Raw genomic sequence first — 19,441 nt, 5'->3', positions numbered from 1 at the left:
CGGCAGCTCCTACAGGTGTTCATTTCCCTGTAGGAGCTGCCGAAGGCTGCGATCTTTTGCTTCTGGCTGCTGATTTTGTGAATTTACAAATCCAGCACACACAAAAACGCCGATGCCCATCGCTGGCCATCGGCGTTTTCACACCTTGAAGGGGGTGGTTCAAGCGTCAGATCAGAACGCCGGCAGTACCGCGCCGTTGTACTTCTTCTCGATGAACGCTTTGACTTCCGGGCTGGTCAGGGCTTTGGCCAGTTTCTGGATCGCGTCGCTGTTCTTGTTGTCCTCACGGGCCACCAGGAAGTTCACGTACGGCGAGTCAGCGCCTTCAATCACCAGCGCATCTTTCTGCGGGTTCAACTTGGCTTCCAGCGCGTAGTTGGTGTTGATCATGTCCAGATCAACTTCCTTCAGAACGCGTGGCAGCAGCGCCGATTCCAGTTCCTTGAACTTGAAATTGTGCGGGTTCTTGGCGATGTCTTTCGGCGTTGCAAGGGCGTTTTTCGGGTCTTTCAGCTCGATCAGGCCAGCCTTCTGCAGCAAGATCAGCGCACGGCCGCTGTTGCTGCCTTCGTTGGGGATGGCGATGGTCGCGCCGTCCGGCAGTTCAGCCAGGGTCTTGTACTTGCTCGAGTAGCCACCGAACGGTTCAACGTGCACACCTTGCACGGTCACCAGGTACTTGGACTTGTCGTCCTTGTATTTACCCTGGTTGAAGCTGTTCAGGTACGGCAGGGTCTGGAAGTAGTTGGCGTCCAGACGCTTCTCGCCCACTTGTACGTTCGGCTGAACGTAGTCGGTGAACACTTTGATTTCCAGATCCACGCCTTCTTTGGCGAGGGTCGGTTTGATCAGCTCAAGAATTTCAGCGTGCGGGACCGGGGTCGCGGCAACCACCAGTTTCTCGCCGGCGTTGGCCAGAGAAGCAGTCAGAGCAGCAGTCAGAGCAGCCGCCAATGCGGTAAACAACAGAACCTTTTTCATGCAGTGTCCTTATCGAAAATCACGGTCGCAAATGGCGACGGCATTTAATACGAGTGCCAGTGAAGTGCTATCTCTGGCGTGAAGCGGACAATACCGGGATTTTTTATTCCCGGACAATAACGTTTATTCACGTTGTTATTCCATTTTGCTCATACACGCACGCTAGACGTGTAGGAGCTGCCGCAGGCTGCGATCTTTTGATTTTCAACAAGTTAAAACGTTGAAAAGCAAGATCAAAGGATCGCAGGCTTCGCCAGCTCCTACAGGAGGCCGGTGTTTTTCAGCAGTTGCTTGAGGGCGGCCTGGTCGGTTGTGGTGCCAGTGGAGAGGATCTGGTTGATCTGGGCCTCGATCTGCGTCAGTAGCGGCGGCAGGTTCAGGTGTTCCGGGAGGATTTCGTCACCGGTGCTCACCAACAAGGCAAAGTGAATGACGTTTTCCAGCTCGCGGGTGTTACCCGGCCAGCTGTGTTGTTCGAGCACGTGCTGCGCCGCTTCGCTGATCAGCGGCACCGGCAGGTCGAGGCGCTGGCTGTAGATGCCGAGGAAGTACTCGGCCAGCGAGAGGATATCGCCGGTGCGCGCGCGCAAGGCCGGCAGTTCGAGATGGCCTTCGCTGAGGTAGTGATAGAGGCGCTCGTGGAATTTCCCGGCGTCCACCGCTTGTGCCAGATCAATGCTGGTGGCGGCGACCAGACGCACGTCGACCGGGCTCGGCTGATGCGCACCGACACGGGTGACTTCATGATTTTCCAGGGCAGCAAGCAATTTGATCTGGATCGGCAGCGGCAAGTCGCCGATTTCATCCAGGTATAGGGTGCCGCCGTTAGCCGACCCGAACCAACCGGCGCGACTGCTCGCCGAGCCGCTGAACGTGCCAGCGGCATAGCCGAACAACTCGGCATCGGCGTAAGTCGGACTGATCGCACCGCAATTGACCGAGACGAACAGACCGCTGCGATCACTGGCACGATGGATATGGCGGGCGAGCAATTCTTTACCGGTGCCGGTCTCGCCGCGGATCAACACCGAGATCGAGCGCGGTGCCAGTTGTTCCAGTTCTTCACGCAATTGACGCGAACGCGGATCGACGAACACCAGCGCCTTGGCGCGAATGCTCAGGGGGCTTTTTTCCGCATCGGGAAAGGTCAGCAACGGCTGACCGAAAGTTTCAAAACTCATGGCAGACTCCCGCCCAAAACCGCCGGAGACGGGGGCGTTGAAAGAAAAAAGATCAGGCGCGGCGGCGAGCGTGGTGTTCCATGCGGTTTTGCAGGCGATAGAGATACGCAAAACCCTGCTCCCAACGCTGATGCCCGGACTTCACATTGATGTGCCCGGCACCGGCAAGAATTCCCGCCTCGGCGCCCCAGTTGCGCGCCAGCTCCATGGCACGCGGCGCACTCACCGCGGCATCGTTGTCGGAGCTGACCACTTGGCTCGGGAATGGCAGCAAATCAGTCGGGATCGGTGCGAAATTGCGCAGCGCGGGTGCGCAGGCCGGACGTTCGACATCGGCCGGCGCGACCAGCAAGGCACCGCGCACCTGACGCAGGTAGTGCAGCGGCGCAGTGGCTGCCCAATGGGCAACGGTGATGCAGCCGAGACTGTGTGCGATGAGGATCACCGGCGTGCTGTCAGCGGCAATCGCCTCGGCCAGGGCCGCGACCCAGTCTTCACGACGCGGCGTCAGCCAATCGGCCTGTTCGACCCGCGCACTGTTCGGCAGGCTGTTCTGCCAATGGCTTTGCCAATGATCTTCTGGCGATCCTTGCCAGCCCGGCACAATCAGGTAGCGGATTGATTCGTTGCGCATGGGGAGCTCTCCTGCGTCGTGTCTGTTCCTGAACGAGTATAGGGACGGGATTTATATTCGTTAAGGAATAAGAAGCTATTTATTAAGACCTAAATTGCATATACAAAACCCTATGTAGGAGCTGCCGAAGGCTGCGATCTTCTGATCTTGTTTTTTAAAAATCAAAATCAACAGATCGCAGCCTTCGGCAGCTCCTACAGGGTTGATGTTCGACCAATAAAAAAAGGGCCGCACCCTGCCAAGGAGACGGCCCCGGAAAAACGTAAATCCTGTTACCGCGCGGTGATCACCGACAATTTGGTGATGCCCGCCCGCTCGATCGAAGCCATGGCGCGCGCCACTTCGCCGTAGTTCACCCCATCATCCGCCTGCAACTGCACGCGCACTTCCGGGTCCTTGGCCTTGGCCGACTTGAGGTTGAATTCCAGCAAGTCCGGCTGAATCTCATCCTTGTTGATAAACAGCTTGCCGGCGCCATCGATGCTCACCACCAGCGGGTCCTTCTGCTCGACCGGCGCCACCGCTTCGGTCTTCGGCAGGTTGATCGGTATCGCGTTGGTCAGCAGCGGCGCGGTGACGATAAACACCACCAGCAACACCAGCATCACGTCCACCAGCGGGGTCACGTTGATCTCGCTGAGCACCTCATCACTGTCTTGCGTGGAGAAGGCCATATCAGGACGCCTCCTTCACTTTTGCCGCGTTGCCCGGCGCTGCAACCTTGTGTGCCGTCGGGTGGATCAACACGCGGAACGCACTCTTCTGCGCCAGGCTGTAGAAGTCGTGGGCGAAGTCATCCAGATCCGCCGCGGTCAGTTTCAGACGACGCAAAAAGTAGTTGTAAACCAGCACCGCCGGCACCGCGACGGCAATCCCCACACCGGTCGCGACCAGTGCCGCACCAATCGGGCCGGCGACTGTTTCCAGGCTCGCCGAACCCGCTGCGCTGATACCTTTCAACGCCTCCATGATTCCCCACACCGTGCCGAACAAACCAATGAACGGCGACGTACTGCCGATACTGGCGACCACTGCCAGGCCTGTCTCCAGCGAACGACGCTCGCGGACGATCTGCTGACGCAAGGCACGCTCCAGACGATCCTGATGGTTGATCGCCTGGCTCAAATCCGTGGCCTGTGGCGCCTCGCCTACTTGAATCGCCGCGTAACCGGCCTGTGCCACTCGCGCGGCTGCGCCGGGTTGGGTCTCGCTCAATTCAGCAGCGGCATCCAGACTCGACGCCGCCCAGAAGCGTTTATGAAAACGCCGATCCTGCGCCTTCAGACGACCGAACTGCACAGCCTTGAGCAATGCCAGCCCCCAGGTGGCGACGGAAAAAACCACCAGCAGCCAGATCACCGCGCTTTCGATGGATTCCAGTGGAGATGCCAGTAACGTCATGATGTATTCCCTCGTGTAAACGTTTCGCGCGAATTTGGTTGCGGTTTAATGAATCTTGAAATCGATGGGTACGCTGACCCAGCCGTCCTGGGCGACATCGCCCTGCTTGGCCGGGACGAAACTCCAACGTTTGACGGCGCTTAAGGCCGCGTCGTCGAGCTGTTGCCGGCCACTGCTTTTTGCTATCTGGATCTCACCCGGTTTGCCGCTGGCCAACACATGCACGCGCAGCAATACCGTGCCTTCCCAACCGCGACGCTGAGCCAGTGACGGGTATTCCGGCGCCGGGTTTTTCAGGTACGCGGCGTTGGCCGAAGCGGGCGTCACCGGAGCCGGCGCCGGTGGTGCCGGTGGTGCCGGTGGTGCCGGTGGCGCGGGCGCAGCGACCGGGGCTGCCGGTTGTGGCGGCGCCGGTGGTTGCTCGACCGCTTTCGGTGCCGGTTTCGGAGGTTGCTTGACCACCGGTTTCGGCTTTGGAATCGGCTTCGGCGGCGGTGGAGGTTTTACCGCCAGTTCGTCTTCCACCGGCGGCGGAGGCTCGACCACCGGTGCCGGTGGTGGCGGCACGACGACCGGTGGCGCAGGCGGTGCCGGACGCGAGAATTCGATGGTCATCGGTGGAATTTCCGGCGGTACGATCGGCAGCACCGGCGTCTGCTTCTGGCTGATCCAGTAGATCACCGCGCCATGCGCCAACAACGCCAGTACAGCCAGCAGAATCGCTTCACGCCGGCTCAGAATGCCTTTGGGTGCACGTTGCAGGCGCAACTGCCCCAACGGCACACGATGGGGCCGGCCGAGATCGACCAATTCGCCACTCGGTGCCTGGCGCCACAGCACCTCCTGTGCACTGGCGGCGGTCTGGACATTGCCCATTGATTAACTCCCTGCGGTCTTTTTGCGAAGTACCGGACAGATCGCCGCTACATCCCCCGAGCGACCGGTCGTTGGGTGAATCATTGGAGCAATCGTTTATCTCCGAAAGTAATTTTTATCGATTTATTTAGATCATTAAGGAATATTAATTCTGCTTGATTCGCTGCGAGCCCCGGCGGGTAAAGGCTTGCGCCACAGTGGAAATTTACAATGCTTTTCAAGCATGAAAAATATTCGGCGAAGGCATGTGAAAACCCTTGTTTCAAGGCGTTTGGCGGATAAATTCGCGGGCTGTCAGGCCGACGTCTCCGTTATTTGCGACATCAGTCCCCATGGCCCTCAGCCGCGTGTATCGCTGATCAGCAGAAAACAGCACCCAGGCCTGCGCCATGCCCGAGGTAAATTCGACACTGAAACTGATGGCTACCGGGCCGGAGGAAAGGCCATGTTTGAAGTGATAATTGGCAAATCCCAAGGGATATTCGATCCCAGCCAGCGACAGCGTTCCGCTGCAAGTGCCGTGGCTGTCGTCGCCCTCTTCGAGGGTCAGCGTCGTATTGGAAGACTCGTGGCGATACACGCCGTTGATTGCGGACATGGTCAGCATCCTTGCTAAAGATTGAAAAAAACACGGTAGGCGCTGCCGACGGCTGCGCCTGAAGAAGTCAGGGGTGACGACGGAAGTCAGCGGGCAGGCTACTGAGCACGCCATCGAAGGTGACCCGGACGCAATGCCCACGAAGTTCGTGGGTACCCCGTGTCGATGAAAACAGCGACAGGGCGAAATACCCGTGGTCTTCCTGCGCTGCGATCAAGGTGACCGTGGTGGGGGGCTGATAGCCGTTCAGATGGGTGTAACGACCATTGATGATCGGGTAATCAACACCACCGTAATGCAGGGTGCCGCGAAAACTGCCGGTGCGGTCGTCAGAGTCGACGATCGTCAAGGTCGGGCCAGCAAACGTGCTGGAATAAAAAGCGTTTTGCATGGGAAGTGTCATCGCTGCGTGCGGGATTGCGAAACGAGCTTAATAGCGGCTCGCGGTAAACGCTGTCATCCACAGGTAGTCTGCCTCATATGAAAACGACTTATTTCCTGTACGAAAAAGCCGCCAGACTTCTTGAAAGTCTGGCGGCTTTTTTATTACAAGGGAATTACTGTTTTACAAACTCTCCGGCCAAACCCACTACATCACCATCAAAGTTAGTACGTGAGCCCACCGCACGAACTTTCGAATAGTTATGATCCGGCGAGAACAAGGTCCAGGACTGATAACCCGTGCCCTCATTCAACGCCGCGAACGTGATGATCGTAGGCTGCCCGGTGCTGTTCTGGAAATGGTAGTGACCGTACGCAATGTCGTAATTCACGCCGTTCTGGCTGAACTTGCCGCTGAACGTGCCGTTGGAGTCGTTGCCATCGGTAATCGTCAGTTTGGCGCCAGCGTTAGCGTTTACATAATTGCCATTAATGCTCGACATGATGCGACTTCCTTTATCGTTGGGATAAGTGTCTTCCGATGAGAGCAAGTTTCCTCCTGGAAACTCACGACTCAGAGAATGGTTCGACATTCCCCTGCTGTCCATGTGAACAACTAAATAAATTGCAATAAGTACTGTTCGAGTTACTCATAACTTATTGCCAATCAGTCGAACATTAATTCCAAATCAACTAACGGCTGGCGTTGGTCTGTTGCACACCGATGGCAGGCGCAATCACCGCCGTTTCCGAACGTGGCGTGCCGACGGGCACCCAGTCATAACTAACAGGTAACGCGCGATAGACCCAGTTGCTGATGGCGTCGCTGCCCGGCGCCTTGCCGAGGTACGGACTGACATATTCCCAGACGTTTTCGCCGCTGGCCGTGACCTGGAAAAACCGCCCGTTCATGCCTTCGTCGATCAACGTGTTGCCGTTGGGCAAACGCCGCGCGCTGCTGATGAACGAACTGTAAAACGCCCACCCCGGTTGTTTCGAATTGGCGGCGCTGTACTGCCAGACGATTTCGTTTTTCACCGGGTCGATTTCCAGCACCCGTGAACCGGCAATCAGCCCGAGGGTGACGTTCGGATAACCTGCCGACCCCTGATTGTCGAACACCAGCACATTGCCGGCGCCAGGCAATCCGGCAGGAATGATGTGGGCGTCATGCTGGCCGACAAACTGATCCACTGGGCGCGGCAGTGTCCGGGGCGCTTTCGGATTGATCAGCGGCAGATTCGGCCCGAGGCGCCAGACCACTTTGCCGCTGCTTTTTTCGATGATCGCGATGAAGTTGGCGTTGCGTGAATCAAACAGCAGGTTGTCCGGATTGAAGCGTTTATCACCGGCATCGAACCATTTGTTCGGCCCGACCACACTGAGGTTGTTGATGTGCAGGTAATCGGCATCCTCGCTCCCTCGCACCAGTTTCAATTGCTCTGGCGTGAAGCCGAATTCGTTGAGGTGCTCCGACGCCAGCCACTGCCATTTCACCGCACCGTCAGGGCCGACCTCATAGATCGCATCGTCGATCACCTCGGGCACTTTGAAGCCTTTGACCTTGTGCACTTTGTTTGCCAGAACGACGGTGTTGCCGTTGCTCAAGCGGCGCTGATCATGATGCTGCTGTGCCGCGCCACCGGGCGCCTTGTCGCCCCACTGCCAGACGACTTTGCCGTTCCAGTCCAGCTCGCCGATGCTCTGATTGCCCAGACCATTGCCGGCCGAACCGAGTTTGCCGGGGTCCTTGTCACTCAGTTGCAGCAGCACGTGCCCGCGCTCACCGCCGACCAGTTTCGGGTCGATGATCGCTGAGGGAAAACCGGCTTGCGGCCAATTCTTGACCTCGTTGCCGTTCATATCGATCAGGTGCGTCTGCTTGTCGGCGCCGCTGAAAATCACGTACTGATTGAAGGCTTTGTCCGGGTCGTAACGGGTGACACCGGTCGGGTACACGCTCGGTGCGGCGAACGCGCCTGCGCTGAACACCGCGCCGGACAACAACAGCGGAAAAGCCGTTTTGATGCGCAACATGATGCAGCTCCTTGAGTGACGAATCAGAAGTCGTAGCGACCGGTGACGCCGAGGGTGCGCGGTGTGCCGAGCAGGCCTTCATAGCCGCCGTTGCCGCCCGTCCACAGGGTCGTGTAATAGGTTTTGTCGAAGGCGTTTTTCAGCCACAGCGAGATGTCCCACTGCCCTTGGTTGAAGTCGCCGCGCAGGCCGGTTGAGAGGTTGACCACGGCGTAGCTCGGGATCTGTCCGTAGTCGGAATCCTCGACCGTGCCCACCGCTTTCGAGCGGAAGGCATAGCTGCCAGTGACGTACGGTTCAAAGCCGTTATCGAGATTCCATTTGTATTCGCCGTTGGCGTTACCGATCCATTTCGAAGCACCGACCACTTGATGGCCGCTAAGGTCGCAAGAGGCTGGAGCACCCGGTGCCTGGCTGATTTCCGGCGGGCACGGCGCGTCTTTGTAGGAGAGGTAGCTGACGTCGTTGAAGGAGCCGTTGAAGTTCAGGGTCAAGCCGCGCAGCGGGATGATCGTGCTTTCAAACTCGACGCCGCGCGAGCGCACGGAGCCGGCGTTGGTCAGGTATTGCACGCGATTGACGTCGTCGTAGGCGTTGGTCTGGTAGGCGTTGACCTGGGTCCAGAACACGTTGGCATTAAGCTGCAGGCGGTGATCCCACAGGGTGCTTTTGAAACCGAGTTCGGCGTTGTTCGCGCGCTCGGTGCCGATCAGCAGCGAGTCGGCGCCGGCAGTCGGTGCGGAGCCGACCGCGAGGTTAACGCCGCCGGATTTTTCACCGTGGGACAACGTCGCGTAACCGAGCACATCATCAGTGATGCGATAGCTGAGGTTGAGCAATCCGGAAGGGCTGGAACTGTACTGATTGAGATCGCCGGAATCGTAGGCACCGGTGCGACCGCGCCGGGCCGTTGCCGCGGCGCCTGTGACAGCCGCGCCACCGACCGGCGCATCGCGAGTGACCCAGGCATTCTTCTCTTCGTAGGTGCCACGTACGCCGGCGGTGAAATCCAGACGCTCGCTGAGGTGCCAGGTGCCTTGTGCGAATAGCGCGAAACTGTCGGTCTTGATGTGACCGTTGCCGACACTGCCGACATTGGCCAACGCACCGCGCGGCGTGCCGTTCCAGATGTCCGCTTGCGGGCCGTAATAGGCGAAGGATTTGTTGTCCAGATCATTGCCGAAGTAGTAGGCGCCGACGACGTAGTCAAAGAACTCGCCCTTGGGCGACGCCAGACGAAATTCCTGTGAGTACTGTTTGTCTTCTACCGAAACACCAGCGTTGTAAGTCGCCGCGACATTGAGACCGTCGTCATTTTTCGGGGTGAAATTCCAGAAGCGATACGAGCTGATCGAGGTCAGGGTGAAATCGCTCGGCAGCGTCCAGTTGGCCTCGACTGACGTACCGCCCTGATGCACGGTGACGTGCTGGTCGTTGTCCAGGTTGACCTTGCGGTGCGAACCGTTGACCAGGGTTGCGCCAGCGGCCGCCGCGCGCGCCGAGTAGAGATTGACACCATTGATCGTCGGCCCGGTGTTGTACAACACGCGGGTGCCGGCACTGGAATCCTCTTCGTTGTAGTCGCCGATCCAGCGCAGGTTGAAGTCTTCGTTTGGCTTGAACAGCAACTGCGCGCGGAAGCCATCGCGCGAGCCGCCGTTCAAATCATGGCCGTTGTATTCGTTCTTGATGTCGCCGTCGCTGCGTGTGCGATAAGCGGAAAAACGTCCGGCCAGTTCATCGTTGAGCGGCCCGGAAATCGTGCCCTTGGTTTGAAAATAACCGTCCTCGCCGACCGAGGTTTCGATGCTGCGCTCCGGCGTGAACGTCGGCGCGCGGGTGCTGATGTTGATCACCCCGGCGGTGGTGTTTTTGCCGAACAGAGTGCCCTGCGGCCCGCGCAGAACTTCGAGTTGTTCGATGTCCATCAAGTCGAACACCGCCATTCCCGGGCGCCCCAGATAGACGTTGTCGATGTACAGCCCGACGCTGCCTTCCAGACCATCGCTCGCCGGGTTGTTGCCCAGGCCTCGGATCGACACGCTGGATTGCCGCGCATGCATGTAGGCGACGTTGACGCTCGGCACCAGTTGCTGCAAATCCTGAATCCGGTAGACCCGCTGCGTTTCCAGATTCTGGCCGCTGACCACGCTCATCGGCGTCGGCACGTCTTGCGAACTTTCTTCGCGGCGGCGGGTGGTCACGGTGACCGTTTCCAACTGCGAACTGTTCGCCGCCGGTTTGCCTGCGGGTACCGGCGTCGGCACCTCCGTTTCCGCCGCGTAGCTGTGAGTCCAGCTGGCGCTGCCTGCCAGCAACAGGGCCAGAGGCAGGCGTTTGAGCCGTCGTGGTGTTAGGGGTGACGCGAGGTTCAACGGACTCATGGCGCGGCTCCTGGTCAAAAAACACACAGACATCGTCAGCGCTGTATATTCTTTTAAGTTATTTATTTATGGATTTACAAATATTTACTGCATAAGAGATTGCCTTTATAAGGAGTCGACCTAATGCATATCCAATGCATTTCCCGGATATTTTTTATGTGAAAAATGCATATCGACTTGCGGCAACTTCGTCACTTCATCGCCCTGGCTGAGCAACGCAGCTTTGTCGCCGGCGCGCAGGCCGTGAACCTGTCGCAGTCGGCGTTCAGCCGCAGCATTCAGGCGCTTGAGCACAGCGTCGGCTGTCAGTTGGTCGACCGTGGGCGCAAGGAATTACCGCCGACCAAACAGGGCCAGGTGCTGCTCGAACACGCGCGGCGGCTGGTCAGTGGTGCGCAGCAAATGGCCAACGAGATCAGCCAGTTCAATGGGCTGGAGGCCGGGGAATTGCGTTTCGGCTGCGGGCCGGCGCCGGCGGCGGGATTGATCCCGCGCGCGATCGGCAGCTTTATCGGTCGCTATCCGAAGGCGCGGGTGCAGTTTCAAGTCGAGGATTGGCAGAGTCTGAACAAGCGCTTATTGAGCGAAGAGTTTGAATTCTTCGTTGCTGACACGCGGCATTTCGAGGCGGACCCGGATTATCAGACGCATCGATTGCGGCCGCGTAAATGGCATTTTTGCTGCCGTGCGGGGCATCCACTCGCCGGGTTTGATCGGGTCACGGCCGAGCAGTTGATGAGCTATCCGCTGGCCGTCAGCATCCGGCCACCGAACTTGCGCAAAGTCATTGTCGACCTCAGCGGACGCCCGGATTTCACCCCGAATGTGGAGTGCGAAAACAGCTCGAGCTTGCTCAGTGTGGTGCTGCGTTCGGAGGCGATCGGGATTGTCGGCGCGTATTCGGATGCATTGCACCAGGCCAAGGGTGAGTTGGTGTGTTTGCGCATTGAAGGGTTGGCGGATGATCTGGAGGAGTTGTATACGCGTTACGGGATTGTCAGCCGGGCGGGGTATCGGTTGTCGCCGCTGGCGGAAGCGATGATTGAGCAGATCAAGGCGATTGATGCGGTGGATGAGGAGGTTTGTTCACTGGACGGACTCGCTGTCTGATCTACCGCTATCGCTGGCAAGCCAGCTCCCACAGGACTCGCGTCGAGCACACATCATCTGAACACTGCCGATACCTGTGGGAGCTGGCTTGCCAGCGATGGCGTCAGTGCAGGCACCGATGCATTCCCTGCATAAAACCCATTCCGCAAATGCACTTGCCGAACACCCCCGTCGACAGCGAAAACCCTCACCTGTCCCACTGACCGGTGAAACCCATGTCCACCCCGCCAAACCCCGTGCGCAACGTGCTGTACATCATGTGCGATCAACTGCGCCGCGATTACCTGTCCTGCTACGGTCATCCGCATTTGCACACGCCGAACATCGATCGCCTGGCCGCCGCCGGCGTGCGTTTCAGCCGCGCCTACACCCAAGGCACGATCTGCGGCCCGTCGCGGATGTCGGCCTACACCGGGCGCTACGTCAGCAGCCATCAGGTGGCGTGGAACGCCGTGCCGCTGCCGCTTGAAGAGCTGACGATCGGCGATTACCTGCGCCCTCACGGCATCCGCACCGCGCTGGTTGGCAAGACCCACGCGACCGCAAACATCGACGCCTTGCAACGCCTGGCGATCAACCCGGAGAGCGAACAGGCCGAAGTGCTCAACGAAGTCGGCTTCGAACCGTACTTTCGCCACGACGGCATTTTTCCCGATGACCCGCTGTTCGACGACAAACGCGAATCCGCGCCCTACACCCATTACTTGCGCGAACAAGGTTTCGACGGCAAAAACCCTTGGCACGACTGGGCCAACGCCGCCGAAGGCGAAAACGGTGAAATCCTCAGCGGCTGGCAAATGCGTCATGCGAATTTGCCAGCACGAATTCCCGAGCAACACTCAGAGACTGTCTACACTACAAATCGAGCCATCGACTTCATCACCGAGCAAGGCGAGAAATCCTGGTGTTTACACCTCTCCTATATCAAACCGCACTGGCCCTACATCGTACCGGCTCCGTACCACGCTTTGTACAGTACGAAATCGATTCTCGAAGCGGTCCGCGCGACGCCCTCTGAAGCCAGCAAACACCCCGTATACACTGCCTTTCGCCAGCATGAGGAAAGCCTCAACTTCTCCCGCGATTCAGTACGATTGACTGTAATCCCCACGTACATGGGCTTGATCAAGCAAGTGGATGATCAGCTCGGGCGTCTGTTCGACTTTTTGCAGAGCAACGGCCGTTGGGACGACACACTGATCGTGTTTACCAGCGATCACGGCGACTTCCTCGGTGATCACTGGCTCGGCGAGAAGGAGTTTTTGCTGGAGCAGGCGGTGGGCGTGCCGTTGATCGTGCGCGACCCTCGGGCAGCGGCGGATATCACGCGCGGCACGGTGGATGATCGACTGGCGGAAACCATCGATGCGTTGCCGACATTTCTTGCGGCATTGGGACTGCCGGACGCGGCGCATCGGCTCGAGGGGCGCTCGTTGATTCCGCTTCTTCACGGCGAAAATCCGGATTGGCGCCGCTATGCAATCAGCGAATACGACTACGCCTTTCAGGCGCCGGCGCGCGAGCGACTGGGCCAGCCGATCGACCGTTGCCGGATGACCATGGTGCGCAGCGAGCGTTGGAAATACCTGGCGTACGACGGCTTTCGGCCACAGCTGTTTGATCTGTTGAATGATCCGCAGGAGCTGCGTGACCTGGGTGATGACCCGGCGTTTGCGGCAGTGCGCGAGGAGCATGCGGGGTATTTGTTTGAGTGGGTGCGCGGGTTGAAGCGGAGGACGACCATCAGTCATCAAGAAATTGATTTGCGTGGGCAGCGGTTTCGTTACGGTGAGCCAGAAACCGAAAAGCTCGTGCAAATCGGCGTTTGGTGATTAAAAGCATCGCTGGCAAGCCAGCTCCCACAGGTTTTGCGTCGTTCACATCCTTTGTGTCCAACAACAATCCCTGTGGGAGCTGGCTTGCCAGCGATGGGGCCCGATCAGACGCCGACGATATCTGCGCCTTTGATGGTTTGACTGCGCTGCCCGTTCGCACCCACCGGCACTTCACCTTTGAGTGTCACCCGACGCACTACGCGATCCTGAGTGCCGTAATCATCAATCGCATAATGCTGCGTCGAGCGGTTGTCCCAGATCGCCACGTCACCGGCCTGCCAGCGCCAGCGCACGGTGTTTTCCTGGCGGATCACATGGCTCTGCAACAACCCGAACAGGTGCGCCGAATCCGCTTGCGAATAACCCTTGATGCGTTTGACGAAATGCCCCAGCAGCAAGCTCTTCTCGCCGCTGATCGGATGTACGCGCACCACCGGGTGCTCGGTCTCGTAAACGGTGGAGGTGAAGACCTTGCGATAGCGCTCCAGCTTCTCCGCGGAGACGTCCGGCTTGGCGCTGGCATAGTCGTATTCGTTGCTGTGCACGGCGACCAGTTTATCGGCCAGCTCACGCAGCTCGGTCGGCAAGCCGTTGTAAGCGGTGGCGGTGTTGGCCCACAGGGTATCGCCACCGAATGCCGGGGCTACCACCGAGCGCAGGATCGAGGCTTTCGGGTAGGCGTCGACGAAGGTCACGTCGGTGTGCCACGAGTTGGCGCGCTGACCTTCAGCGCCGTCCAGTTCGAGCAGATAACGCGTGCCTTCACGCGACGGCACGGTCGGGTGCGCCACCGGCTCGCCGAGCAGATGGGCGAAGGCTTCCTGACGCTGATCGTCGAGCTGGGTCTGTTCGCGGAAGAACACGACTTTGTATTGGATCAGCGCCTGTTGAATGGCTTCGACGGTGGCGGCGTCCAGCTCACCGGACAAATGCACACCACGAATCTCGGCGCCGATACGACCGGCCACCGGATGAATTTCCAGCGCGTGGACAGCGGGTTTTACGGCGAGTGCGGCATTGCTCATGGGTAGACCCTCATCAACTGCTTACGGTTGGCGGCAGCGAAACAACGCCCTATCTATATTCCATTTACATCTAATAGATATTCACATGCTTCGTTGACGGAATAAGAGCTTGCATTTAAAACCTCTAGCAACCCTCGTCGCAAATGCCTTCGAGCTATTTTTAGGATGCCGGAAAAGCATATGGATCTTCGCCAGTTGCGCTACTTCATCGCCCTCAACGAACACCGCAGTTTTGTCCGTGCGGCGGACGCGATGGGCATCACTCAACCGGCGTTCAGCCGCAGCATTCAGGGGCTTGAGCAAGAGTTCGGCTGCGTGCTGGTGGATCGTGGCAACAAGGATTTGCGCCCCACCCCCGAAGGCCAAGTGGTGCTGCAACACGCCCTGAGCCTGGTGCAAGGCGCAGCGTTGCTCAGTGCCGAAGTGACGCAAATGACCAAGCTCGATGCCGGTGAGGTGCACTTCGGTTGCGGCCCGGCGCCAGCGGTGAAACTGGTGCCGGATGCGGTGGCGCAATTCATCAACGCGCACCCGAAAGTGCGCACCTGTTTTCAGGTGGATAACTGGGAAAAACTCAGCCGCGCGTTGAGCCGTGAAGAGATCGAATTCTTCATCGCCGACATCCGCCATTTCGAGTCCGACCCGAACTTCCAGACCCAGGCGCTGACACCCAAACGCGGGGTGTTTTTCTGCCGGCCCGGGCATCCGTTACTGGCCAAGGAAAGCCTGTCGACCAACGACATGTTCGACTACCCGTTGGCAACCACGCTGATCCCGCCGGGCATTCGCAAATTGCTGGCAAACCTCAGTGGGCGCATCGATTTTTCCCCGACCATCGAGACCGAGCATTTTCCGGCGTTGGTGAAAGTGGTGCTGCAATCGAATGCGATTGGCGTGGGCACGGAAGAGGCGTTTGTCGAGGACATTGCCAAGGGCTCGCTGGTGTTGCTGCACTGGCGCAATCTGCCGCAGAACCTGGAGAGCATGAATGCACGCTGCGGGATCGTCAGTCGCACCGGGTTCAGGTTGTCGCCAGCGGCGCGGGCGATGATCGAGACGTTGGTGGCGGTGGATCGGCAGGAAGTCAGCGTCGCCGTTTAAAGATCAAAAGATCGCAGCCTGCGGCAGCTCCTACCTGGATTGATGTAGGAGCTGCCGCAGGCTGCGATCTTTTGCTTTTAGAGCTTGGCCGCTGACAACTCAGGCGCCACCCATTCATTGACCTTGAACGGCTTGCGAATCAGCTTCTGCTGCGCCGCCATATCTACCTTGTCCTGCAAGCTGCCGAGGAACACCGGATCCAAGGTCGACGGGAACACTTCGCTCAATTTCTGATCCTTCAGATCCTCGGTGAGGATCACCGGTGGATAACTCGCCAGCCCCGAAACCAGCTGCACATAGGCATCCTTGTTGCTGTCCTGGGTCAGCCATTCCACCGCCTGCTGCTGCGCCTTGAGCAATTTCGCGACTACCTCCGGGTGCCCGTCGACAAACTTGCCGCTACCCACCAGCACCGACTGCACACTGCCGGCACCGCCCAAATCCTTGGTGTTCAACGGCAACTCGGCCAAGCCCTTGACTTGCAACGCCGCCAACCCGGAACTGCCCCACGATGCATCAATCTGTTTGGCCGCCAGCGCTGCGGTCGCGCCGGTGAAGTCGAGGTTGATCACCTTCAAATCCTTCTCGCTCAAGCCCTGACTGGCCAGCGCCGCGTCGAACGACAGCTGCGTCGCGGTACCCTTGAAGATCGCCACACGCTTGCCCTTCAGATCCTGCAAGGTCTTGATCCCGGAACCCGGCACCACGCCGAGATACTGCTTCACTCCACGCGCACCGGCACTGAGCAATCGCGTATCGAGGCCGTTGGACTTGCCGATGATCGCCGCCAGATCGCCCAGATACGCCAGATCGACCTGGCCATTGGCAAACGCCTCATTGATCACCGGCCCGGCGCCCTTGAAGAAACTCCACTGAATCTTGATGCCTTGGTCGGCAAAGGCCTTTTCGAAGATCTGCTGATCGCGCAGTACGTCGACCACTCCGCCACCGCTGTGTTGGGTGCCGGCGCTCAGGTCGGGCACGGCGATACGAATTTCCTTTAGCTCATCAGCCTGCGCGGTGAACGCAAGCAGGCCCGCCAGCGCAGGAACGGCAAACAGACTGAAAACGCGTTTGAAGGGAAGGTTCATGGGTGCGGCTCCTTGATCACGACGGGCGTTGAGGAACCGAAAGTAGGCTGAAGCGATGCATTCACTTAAATACTATAAATGCACATTTTTATAGCTTTTTGAGCTAAGCAAGGCATATCGGGGCTTGCGGCGGCGTATGCATTAACAGCATCGAAAATATTCTTCGAATGCATTGGATGCGTGTGGGCTGGAGGCCTTAAATGGCCTCGCTTATCTCTCAAATGAATTTTTATCAGGTTTGTTATAACTATTTGTTTTTAGCTAATACCGCTAAAGATCGCAGCCTTCGGCAGCTCCTACAGGGGCAACGCAATGCCATGTAGGAGCTGCCGCAGGCTGCGATCTTTTGATCTTGACTCGATCTCGATCCAACCCGACAACGGAGGTCACCCATGGCCCGTCAATCCCTGCTCAGCCTGCCGCTGCCGGTGCCGCCGCTGAAACGCCGACGCACCTGGCCCAGCATCAATCAACGCGTGTTGCCATGGCTGCTGCCGCTCAGTCTGTTCGCCCTGTGGTGGCTGGCCGCGCGCAATGCCTGGATGAGCGAGCAGATCCTGCCCGCGCCATCACTGGTGTGGAACAGCGCCGTCGAGCTGGCGCATGGCGAGCTGTGGAGCCATTTGTGGATCAGCCTGCAGCGCTTGTTCTGGGGTTTGCTCGCAGGGATTTCGGCCGGTGCGGTATTGGGGGCGGCGCTGGGTTTCAGTCCGCGTCTTGAACGCTTGATCTTCCCGACCTTCGCCGGTCTGTCGCAGGTGCCGACGCTGGCGTGGATTCCCTTGTTCATGGTGTTTTTCGGCATCGGCGAAGTGCTGAAACTGGTGGTGCTGATCAAAGCCATCGTCGTTCCGGTGACCTTGCATACATTGGTCGGCGTACGCGATGCACAGCCAAAATTGCGCGAAGCCGCCGCCGTCTTGCGCCTGCCGCCGCACCTGTTGATTCGTCGACTGGTACTGCCCGCCGCCCTCCCCGCATTCATGGCCGGCGTGCGTCTGGCGCTGGCGGCCGGCTGGACCTCGTTGCTGGCGGTCGAGCTGCTCGCTTCCAGTGAAGGCATCGGCTACCTGATGGTCTGGGCACGCCAGCTGTTCATGCTCGACATCGTCTTTGTGTGCATTGTGGTAATCGGTGTGATCGGTGTGGCGATGGATCGCGGCATCGGCCTGCTGGACCGAAAACTGGTGCACTGGCCGCACCCAGCCACCGCTGAAATTCGTCGTGGCCCGCGTTATCAAGGCTGGCAGCGTCTGCAACCGTGGCTGTTGCCGCTCGGTTTGCTGGCACTGTGGCAAGTGGCCAACGATCAGCAGTGGGTCGACGCCAATATTCTGGTCAGCCCATTCGCCGTGTTGAGCACCACGTGGGATGGCTTGCTCGACGGCACGCTGATCAGCGGCATGGCACTGAGCCTGGGGCGTACCCTTGGTGGTTTGCTGTTGGGTGGTGGCCTCGGTTTCGCCCTTGGCTTGCTGCTGGGGCTGTCGCGCACCAGTGAAAGACTGCTCGGCCCGACCCTCGCCGCCCTGCGCCAGATTGCCATCTTCGCCTGGGTGCCATTGCTCACCGCGTGGTTCGGTCTCGGTGAACTGGCGAAGTGGGTATTCGTCGCCCTCGCCGCTTTCTTTCCGCTATTCATCGCCACCCAGCGCAGCGTCGCCAACCTCTCGCCGCAACTCAACGAAGCCGCGCAAGTGCTGCGCCTGAGCCTCGGCCAGCGCCTGCGCCGCCTGGTGCTGCCGGGCGCCGCGCCGGGGATTTTCGCAGGCCTTCGGCTGAGCCTGATCTACGCCTGGCTCGGCACCATCGGCGCCGAATATTTCATGCCGTCGAATGGCGGCATCGGCAGCCAGATGATCGGCGCACAACAACTGCTGCGCATGGACCTGATCATGGCCGGCATGCTCCTCGTCGGCCTGACCGGCGCCCTGCTCAACCTCATTGGCCAACGCCTGGAAATTCGCGCGACCCGCTGGAGACACGCATGAACGCACCCATTGTCAGCTTCAACCACGTAGGCAAATCCTTCGACGTCGACGGTTTCGAACTGGAGGCGATTCGCGAGTTCAACCTGGACATCGCCGAGGGCGAATTCGTCGCCATTGTCGGCTCCAGCGGCTGCGGCAAATCCACCTTGCTGCGTTTGTTGGTGGGTCTTGATACGCAATTTCGCGGGCAGATCACCGTCGACGGCAAAGCCGTCAGCGGCATCGGCGGCGAGCGCGGCATTGTCTTTCAGGAACACCGTTTATTCCCGTGGCTGACTGTCGCCGACAACATCGGCCTCGGCCTGGTCAACGAGCCGCTGAGCACTGCGCAGAAACAACAACGGATCAACGATTTCATCGACCTGGTCGGCCTGCGCGACTTCACCCGCGCCTATCCGCACCAGCTCTCCGGCGGTATGGCGCAGCGCGTGGCGATTGCTCGCGGCCTCGTCGCCAGCCCGCGCATTCTGCTGCTCGACGAACCGTTCGGCGCGCTCGATGCGTTGACCCGCCAACAAATGCAGGACGAGCTGTTGGCGATCCGCGCCCGCGCGAAAATCACCACAATCCTCGTTACCCACGATGTCGAAGAAGCGATCTTTCTTGCCGACCGCGTGGTGGTGATGGAGCCGCGTCCGGGGCGGATCAAGCAAGTGGTCGACATCGCCCTGCCCCATCCGCGCCAGCGCAGCAGTTTCGACTTCCATCAGTTGCGTGAAGAGCTGCTGCACGAGCTGACCAGTGACGACCATTACCAACCGAGCGTGCCGGTACAGATCCGCGATCTGCCGCTGACGTTCATTGCCTGCTGAACA

General features: G+C 59.1%; 18 protein-coding genes. 5 read left to right on the top strand and 13 right to left on the bottom strand.

The annotated features are described in order from the left end of the window. Positions 1-171: 171 nt before the first annotated feature. From EJA70_RS07470 to EJA70_RS07420, 11 genes are all read right to left on the bottom strand, one after another. Positions 172-981, bottom strand: coding sequence for a MetQ/NlpA family ABC transporter substrate-binding protein (locus EJA70_RS07470; RefSeq protein ID WP_158830332.1), 810 nt, complete (start codon positions 979-981; stop codon positions 172-174). A 260-nt stretch (positions 982-1,241) separates the two neighbouring features. Continuing rightward, complete coding sequence (locus tag EJA70_RS07465) at positions 1,242-2,162, bottom strand: sigma 54-interacting transcriptional regulator (protein WP_158830331.1); 921 nt, start codon at positions 2,160-2,162, stop codon at positions 1,242-1,244. Positions 2,163-2,214: 52 nt separating this feature from the next. Continuing rightward, on the bottom strand, positions 2,215-2,796 hold the full coding sequence (locus EJA70_RS07460) for an alpha/beta hydrolase (RefSeq protein ID WP_158830330.1): 582 nt from the start codon (positions 2,794-2,796) through the stop codon (positions 2,215-2,217). Positions 2,797-3,068: 272 nt separating this feature from the next. Next, the gene (locus EJA70_RS07455) at positions 3,069-3,470 is read right to left on the bottom strand and encodes a biopolymer transporter ExbD (RefSeq protein ID WP_003220570.1); all 402 of its coding nucleotides are present in this window, start codon (positions 3,468-3,470) and stop codon (positions 3,069-3,071) included. 1 nt (position 3,471) lies between these two features. Further along, positions 3,472-4,197: a MotA/TolQ/ExbB proton channel family protein gene (locus tag EJA70_RS07450; RefSeq protein ID WP_158830329.1), complete on the bottom strand. Its 726-nt coding sequence runs from the start codon at positions 4,195-4,197 to the stop codon at positions 3,472-3,474. A 45-nt stretch (positions 4,198-4,242) separates the two neighbouring features. Then, positions 4,243-5,073, bottom strand: coding sequence for an energy transducer TonB (locus EJA70_RS07445; protein WP_158830328.1), 831 nt, complete (start codon positions 5,071-5,073; stop codon positions 4,243-4,245). 262 nt (positions 5,074-5,335) lie between these two features. Further along, a complete protein-coding gene (locus EJA70_RS07440) occupies positions 5,336-5,671 on the bottom strand; it encodes a hypothetical protein (RefSeq protein ID WP_158830327.1) in 336 nt (111 codons plus the stop codon). 67 nt (positions 5,672-5,738) lie between these two features. Continuing rightward, entirely contained in the window at positions 5,739-6,062 is a 324-nt protein-coding gene (locus tag EJA70_RS07435; RefSeq protein ID WP_158830326.1) for a hypothetical protein, read from the bottom strand. A gap of 166 nt (positions 6,063-6,228) precedes the next feature. Next, a complete protein-coding gene (locus tag EJA70_RS07430) occupies positions 6,229-6,555 on the bottom strand; it encodes a hypothetical protein (protein WP_008081769.1) in 327 nt (108 codons plus the stop codon). 190 nt (positions 6,556-6,745) lie between these two features. Further along, positions 6,746-8,089 (bottom strand): aryl-sulfate sulfotransferase, encoded by a 1,344-nt coding sequence (locus tag EJA70_RS07425; protein WP_158830325.1) that lies wholly within the window; start codon positions 8,087-8,089, stop codon positions 6,746-6,748. Positions 8,090-8,112: 23 nt separating this feature from the next. Next, positions 8,113-10,473, bottom strand: coding sequence for a TonB-dependent receptor (locus tag EJA70_RS07420; RefSeq protein ID WP_158830324.1), 2,361 nt, complete (start codon positions 10,471-10,473; stop codon positions 8,113-8,115). A gap of 165 nt (positions 10,474-10,638) precedes the next feature. Here EJA70_RS07420 and EJA70_RS07415 point away from each other — a divergent pair, with 165 nt between their 5' ends. Together EJA70_RS07415 and EJA70_RS07410 are read left to right on the top strand one after the other, a co-directional pair. After that, the gene (locus EJA70_RS07415) at positions 10,639-11,583 is read left to right on the top strand and encodes a LysR family transcriptional regulator (protein ID WP_158830323.1); all 945 of its coding nucleotides are present in this window, start codon (positions 10,639-10,641) and stop codon (positions 11,581-11,583) included. A 215-nt stretch (positions 11,584-11,798) separates the two neighbouring features. Next, the gene (locus EJA70_RS07410; protein WP_158830322.1) at positions 11,799-13,415 is read left to right on the top strand and encodes an alkaline phosphatase family protein; all 1,617 of its coding nucleotides are present in this window, start codon (positions 11,799-11,801) and stop codon (positions 13,413-13,415) included. A gap of 107 nt (positions 13,416-13,522) precedes the next feature. Here EJA70_RS07410 and EJA70_RS07405 read toward each other — a convergent pair whose 3' ends face one another. Beyond that, positions 13,523-14,443, bottom strand: coding sequence for a TauD/TfdA family dioxygenase (locus tag EJA70_RS07405; RefSeq protein WP_008081764.1), 921 nt, complete (start codon positions 14,441-14,443; stop codon positions 13,523-13,525). 180 nt (positions 14,444-14,623) lie between these two features. Here EJA70_RS07405 and EJA70_RS07400 point away from each other — a divergent pair, with 180 nt between their 5' ends. Beyond that, the gene (locus EJA70_RS07400; RefSeq protein ID WP_007917649.1) at positions 14,624-15,544 is read left to right on the top strand and encodes a LysR family transcriptional regulator; all 921 of its coding nucleotides are present in this window, start codon (positions 14,624-14,626) and stop codon (positions 15,542-15,544) included. A gap of 77 nt (positions 15,545-15,621) precedes the next feature. On the opposite strand, the gene EJA70_RS07395 is transcribed toward EJA70_RS07400, so the two are convergent. After that, positions 15,622-16,635, bottom strand: coding sequence for an ABC transporter substrate-binding protein (locus EJA70_RS07395; RefSeq protein WP_158830321.1), 1,014 nt, complete (start codon positions 16,633-16,635; stop codon positions 15,622-15,624). A 392-nt stretch (positions 16,636-17,027) separates the two neighbouring features. Here EJA70_RS07395 and EJA70_RS07390 point away from each other — a divergent pair, with 392 nt between their 5' ends. Next, positions 17,028-18,626, top strand: a complete 1,599-nt coding sequence (locus tag EJA70_RS07390; protein ID WP_158830320.1) for an ABC transporter permease — start codon at positions 17,028-17,030, stop codon at positions 18,624-18,626. Then, positions 18,623-19,438, top strand: coding sequence for an ABC transporter ATP-binding protein (locus tag EJA70_RS07385; protein ID WP_158830319.1), 816 nt, complete (start codon positions 18,623-18,625; stop codon positions 19,436-19,438). Before EJA70_RS07390 ends, EJA70_RS07385 begins: the two co-directional genes overlap by 4 nt. Positions 19,439-19,441 lie beyond the last annotated feature (3 nt).

The organism is Pseudomonas sp. PB103 (genome assembly GCF_009764635.1).
Lineage (GTDB): Bacteria > Pseudomonadota > Gammaproteobacteria > Pseudomonadales > Pseudomonadaceae > Aquipseudomonas.
This window is presented reverse-complemented; position numbering and strand designations above follow the sequence as displayed.

Bases quoted from the DNA above. Each gene is read 5' to 3' on its own strand.
- EJA70_RS07425 (WP_158830325.1), bottom strand. From the start codon at position 8,089: ATGTTGCGCATCAAAACGGCTTTTCCGCTGTTGTTGTCCGGCGCGGTG.
- EJA70_RS07465 (WP_158830331.1), bottom strand. From the start codon at position 2,162: ATGAGTTTTGAAACTTTCGGTCAGCCGTTGCTGACCTTTCCCGATGCG.
- EJA70_RS07415 (WP_158830323.1), top strand. From the start codon at position 10,639: ATGCATATCGACTTGCGGCAACTTCGTCACTTCATCGCCCTGGCTGAG.
- EJA70_RS07450 (WP_158830329.1), bottom strand. From the start codon at position 4,197: ATGACGTTACTGGCATCTCCACTGGAATCCATCGAAAGCGCGGTGATC.
- EJA70_RS07470 (WP_158830332.1), bottom strand. From the start codon at position 981: ATGAAAAAGGTTCTGTTGTTTACCGCATTGGCGGCTGCTCTGACTGCT.
- EJA70_RS07435 (WP_158830326.1), bottom strand. From the start codon at position 6,062: ATGCAAAACGCTTTTTATTCCAGCACGTTTGCTGGCCCGACCTTGACG.
- EJA70_RS07400 (WP_007917649.1), top strand. From the start codon at position 14,624: ATGGATCTTCGCCAGTTGCGCTACTTCATCGCCCTCAACGAACACCGC.
- EJA70_RS07420 (WP_158830324.1), bottom strand. From the start codon at position 10,473: ATGAGTCCGTTGAACCTCGCGTCACCCCTAACACCACGACGGCTCAAA.
- EJA70_RS07405 (WP_008081764.1), bottom strand. From the start codon at position 14,443: ATGAGCAATGCCGCACTCGCCGTAAAACCCGCTGTCCACGCGCTGGAA.
- EJA70_RS07460 (WP_158830330.1), bottom strand. From the start codon at position 2,796: ATGCGCAACGAATCAATCCGCTACCTGATTGTGCCGGGCTGGCAAGGA.
- EJA70_RS07395 (WP_158830321.1), bottom strand. From the start codon at position 16,635: ATGAACCTTCCCTTCAAACGCGTTTTCAGTCTGTTTGCCGTTCCTGCG.
- EJA70_RS07455 (WP_003220570.1), bottom strand. From the start codon at position 3,470: ATGGCCTTCTCCACGCAAGACAGTGATGAGGTGCTCAGCGAGATCAAC.
- EJA70_RS07385 (WP_158830319.1), top strand. From the start codon at position 18,623: ATGAACGCACCCATTGTCAGCTTCAACCACGTAGGCAAATCCTTCGAC.
- EJA70_RS07440 (WP_158830327.1), bottom strand. From the start codon at position 5,671: ATGTCCGCAATCAACGGCGTGTATCGCCACGAGTCTTCCAATACGACG.
- EJA70_RS07390 (WP_158830320.1), top strand. From the start codon at position 17,028: ATGGCCCGTCAATCCCTGCTCAGCCTGCCGCTGCCGGTGCCGCCGCTG.
- EJA70_RS07410 (WP_158830322.1), top strand. From the start codon at position 11,799: ATGTCCACCCCGCCAAACCCCGTGCGCAACGTGCTGTACATCATGTGC.
- EJA70_RS07430 (WP_008081769.1), bottom strand. From the start codon at position 6,555: ATGTCGAGCATTAATGGCAATTATGTAAACGCTAACGCTGGCGCCAAA.
- EJA70_RS07445 (WP_158830328.1), bottom strand. From the start codon at position 5,073: ATGGGCAATGTCCAGACCGCCGCCAGTGCACAGGAGGTGCTGTGGCGC.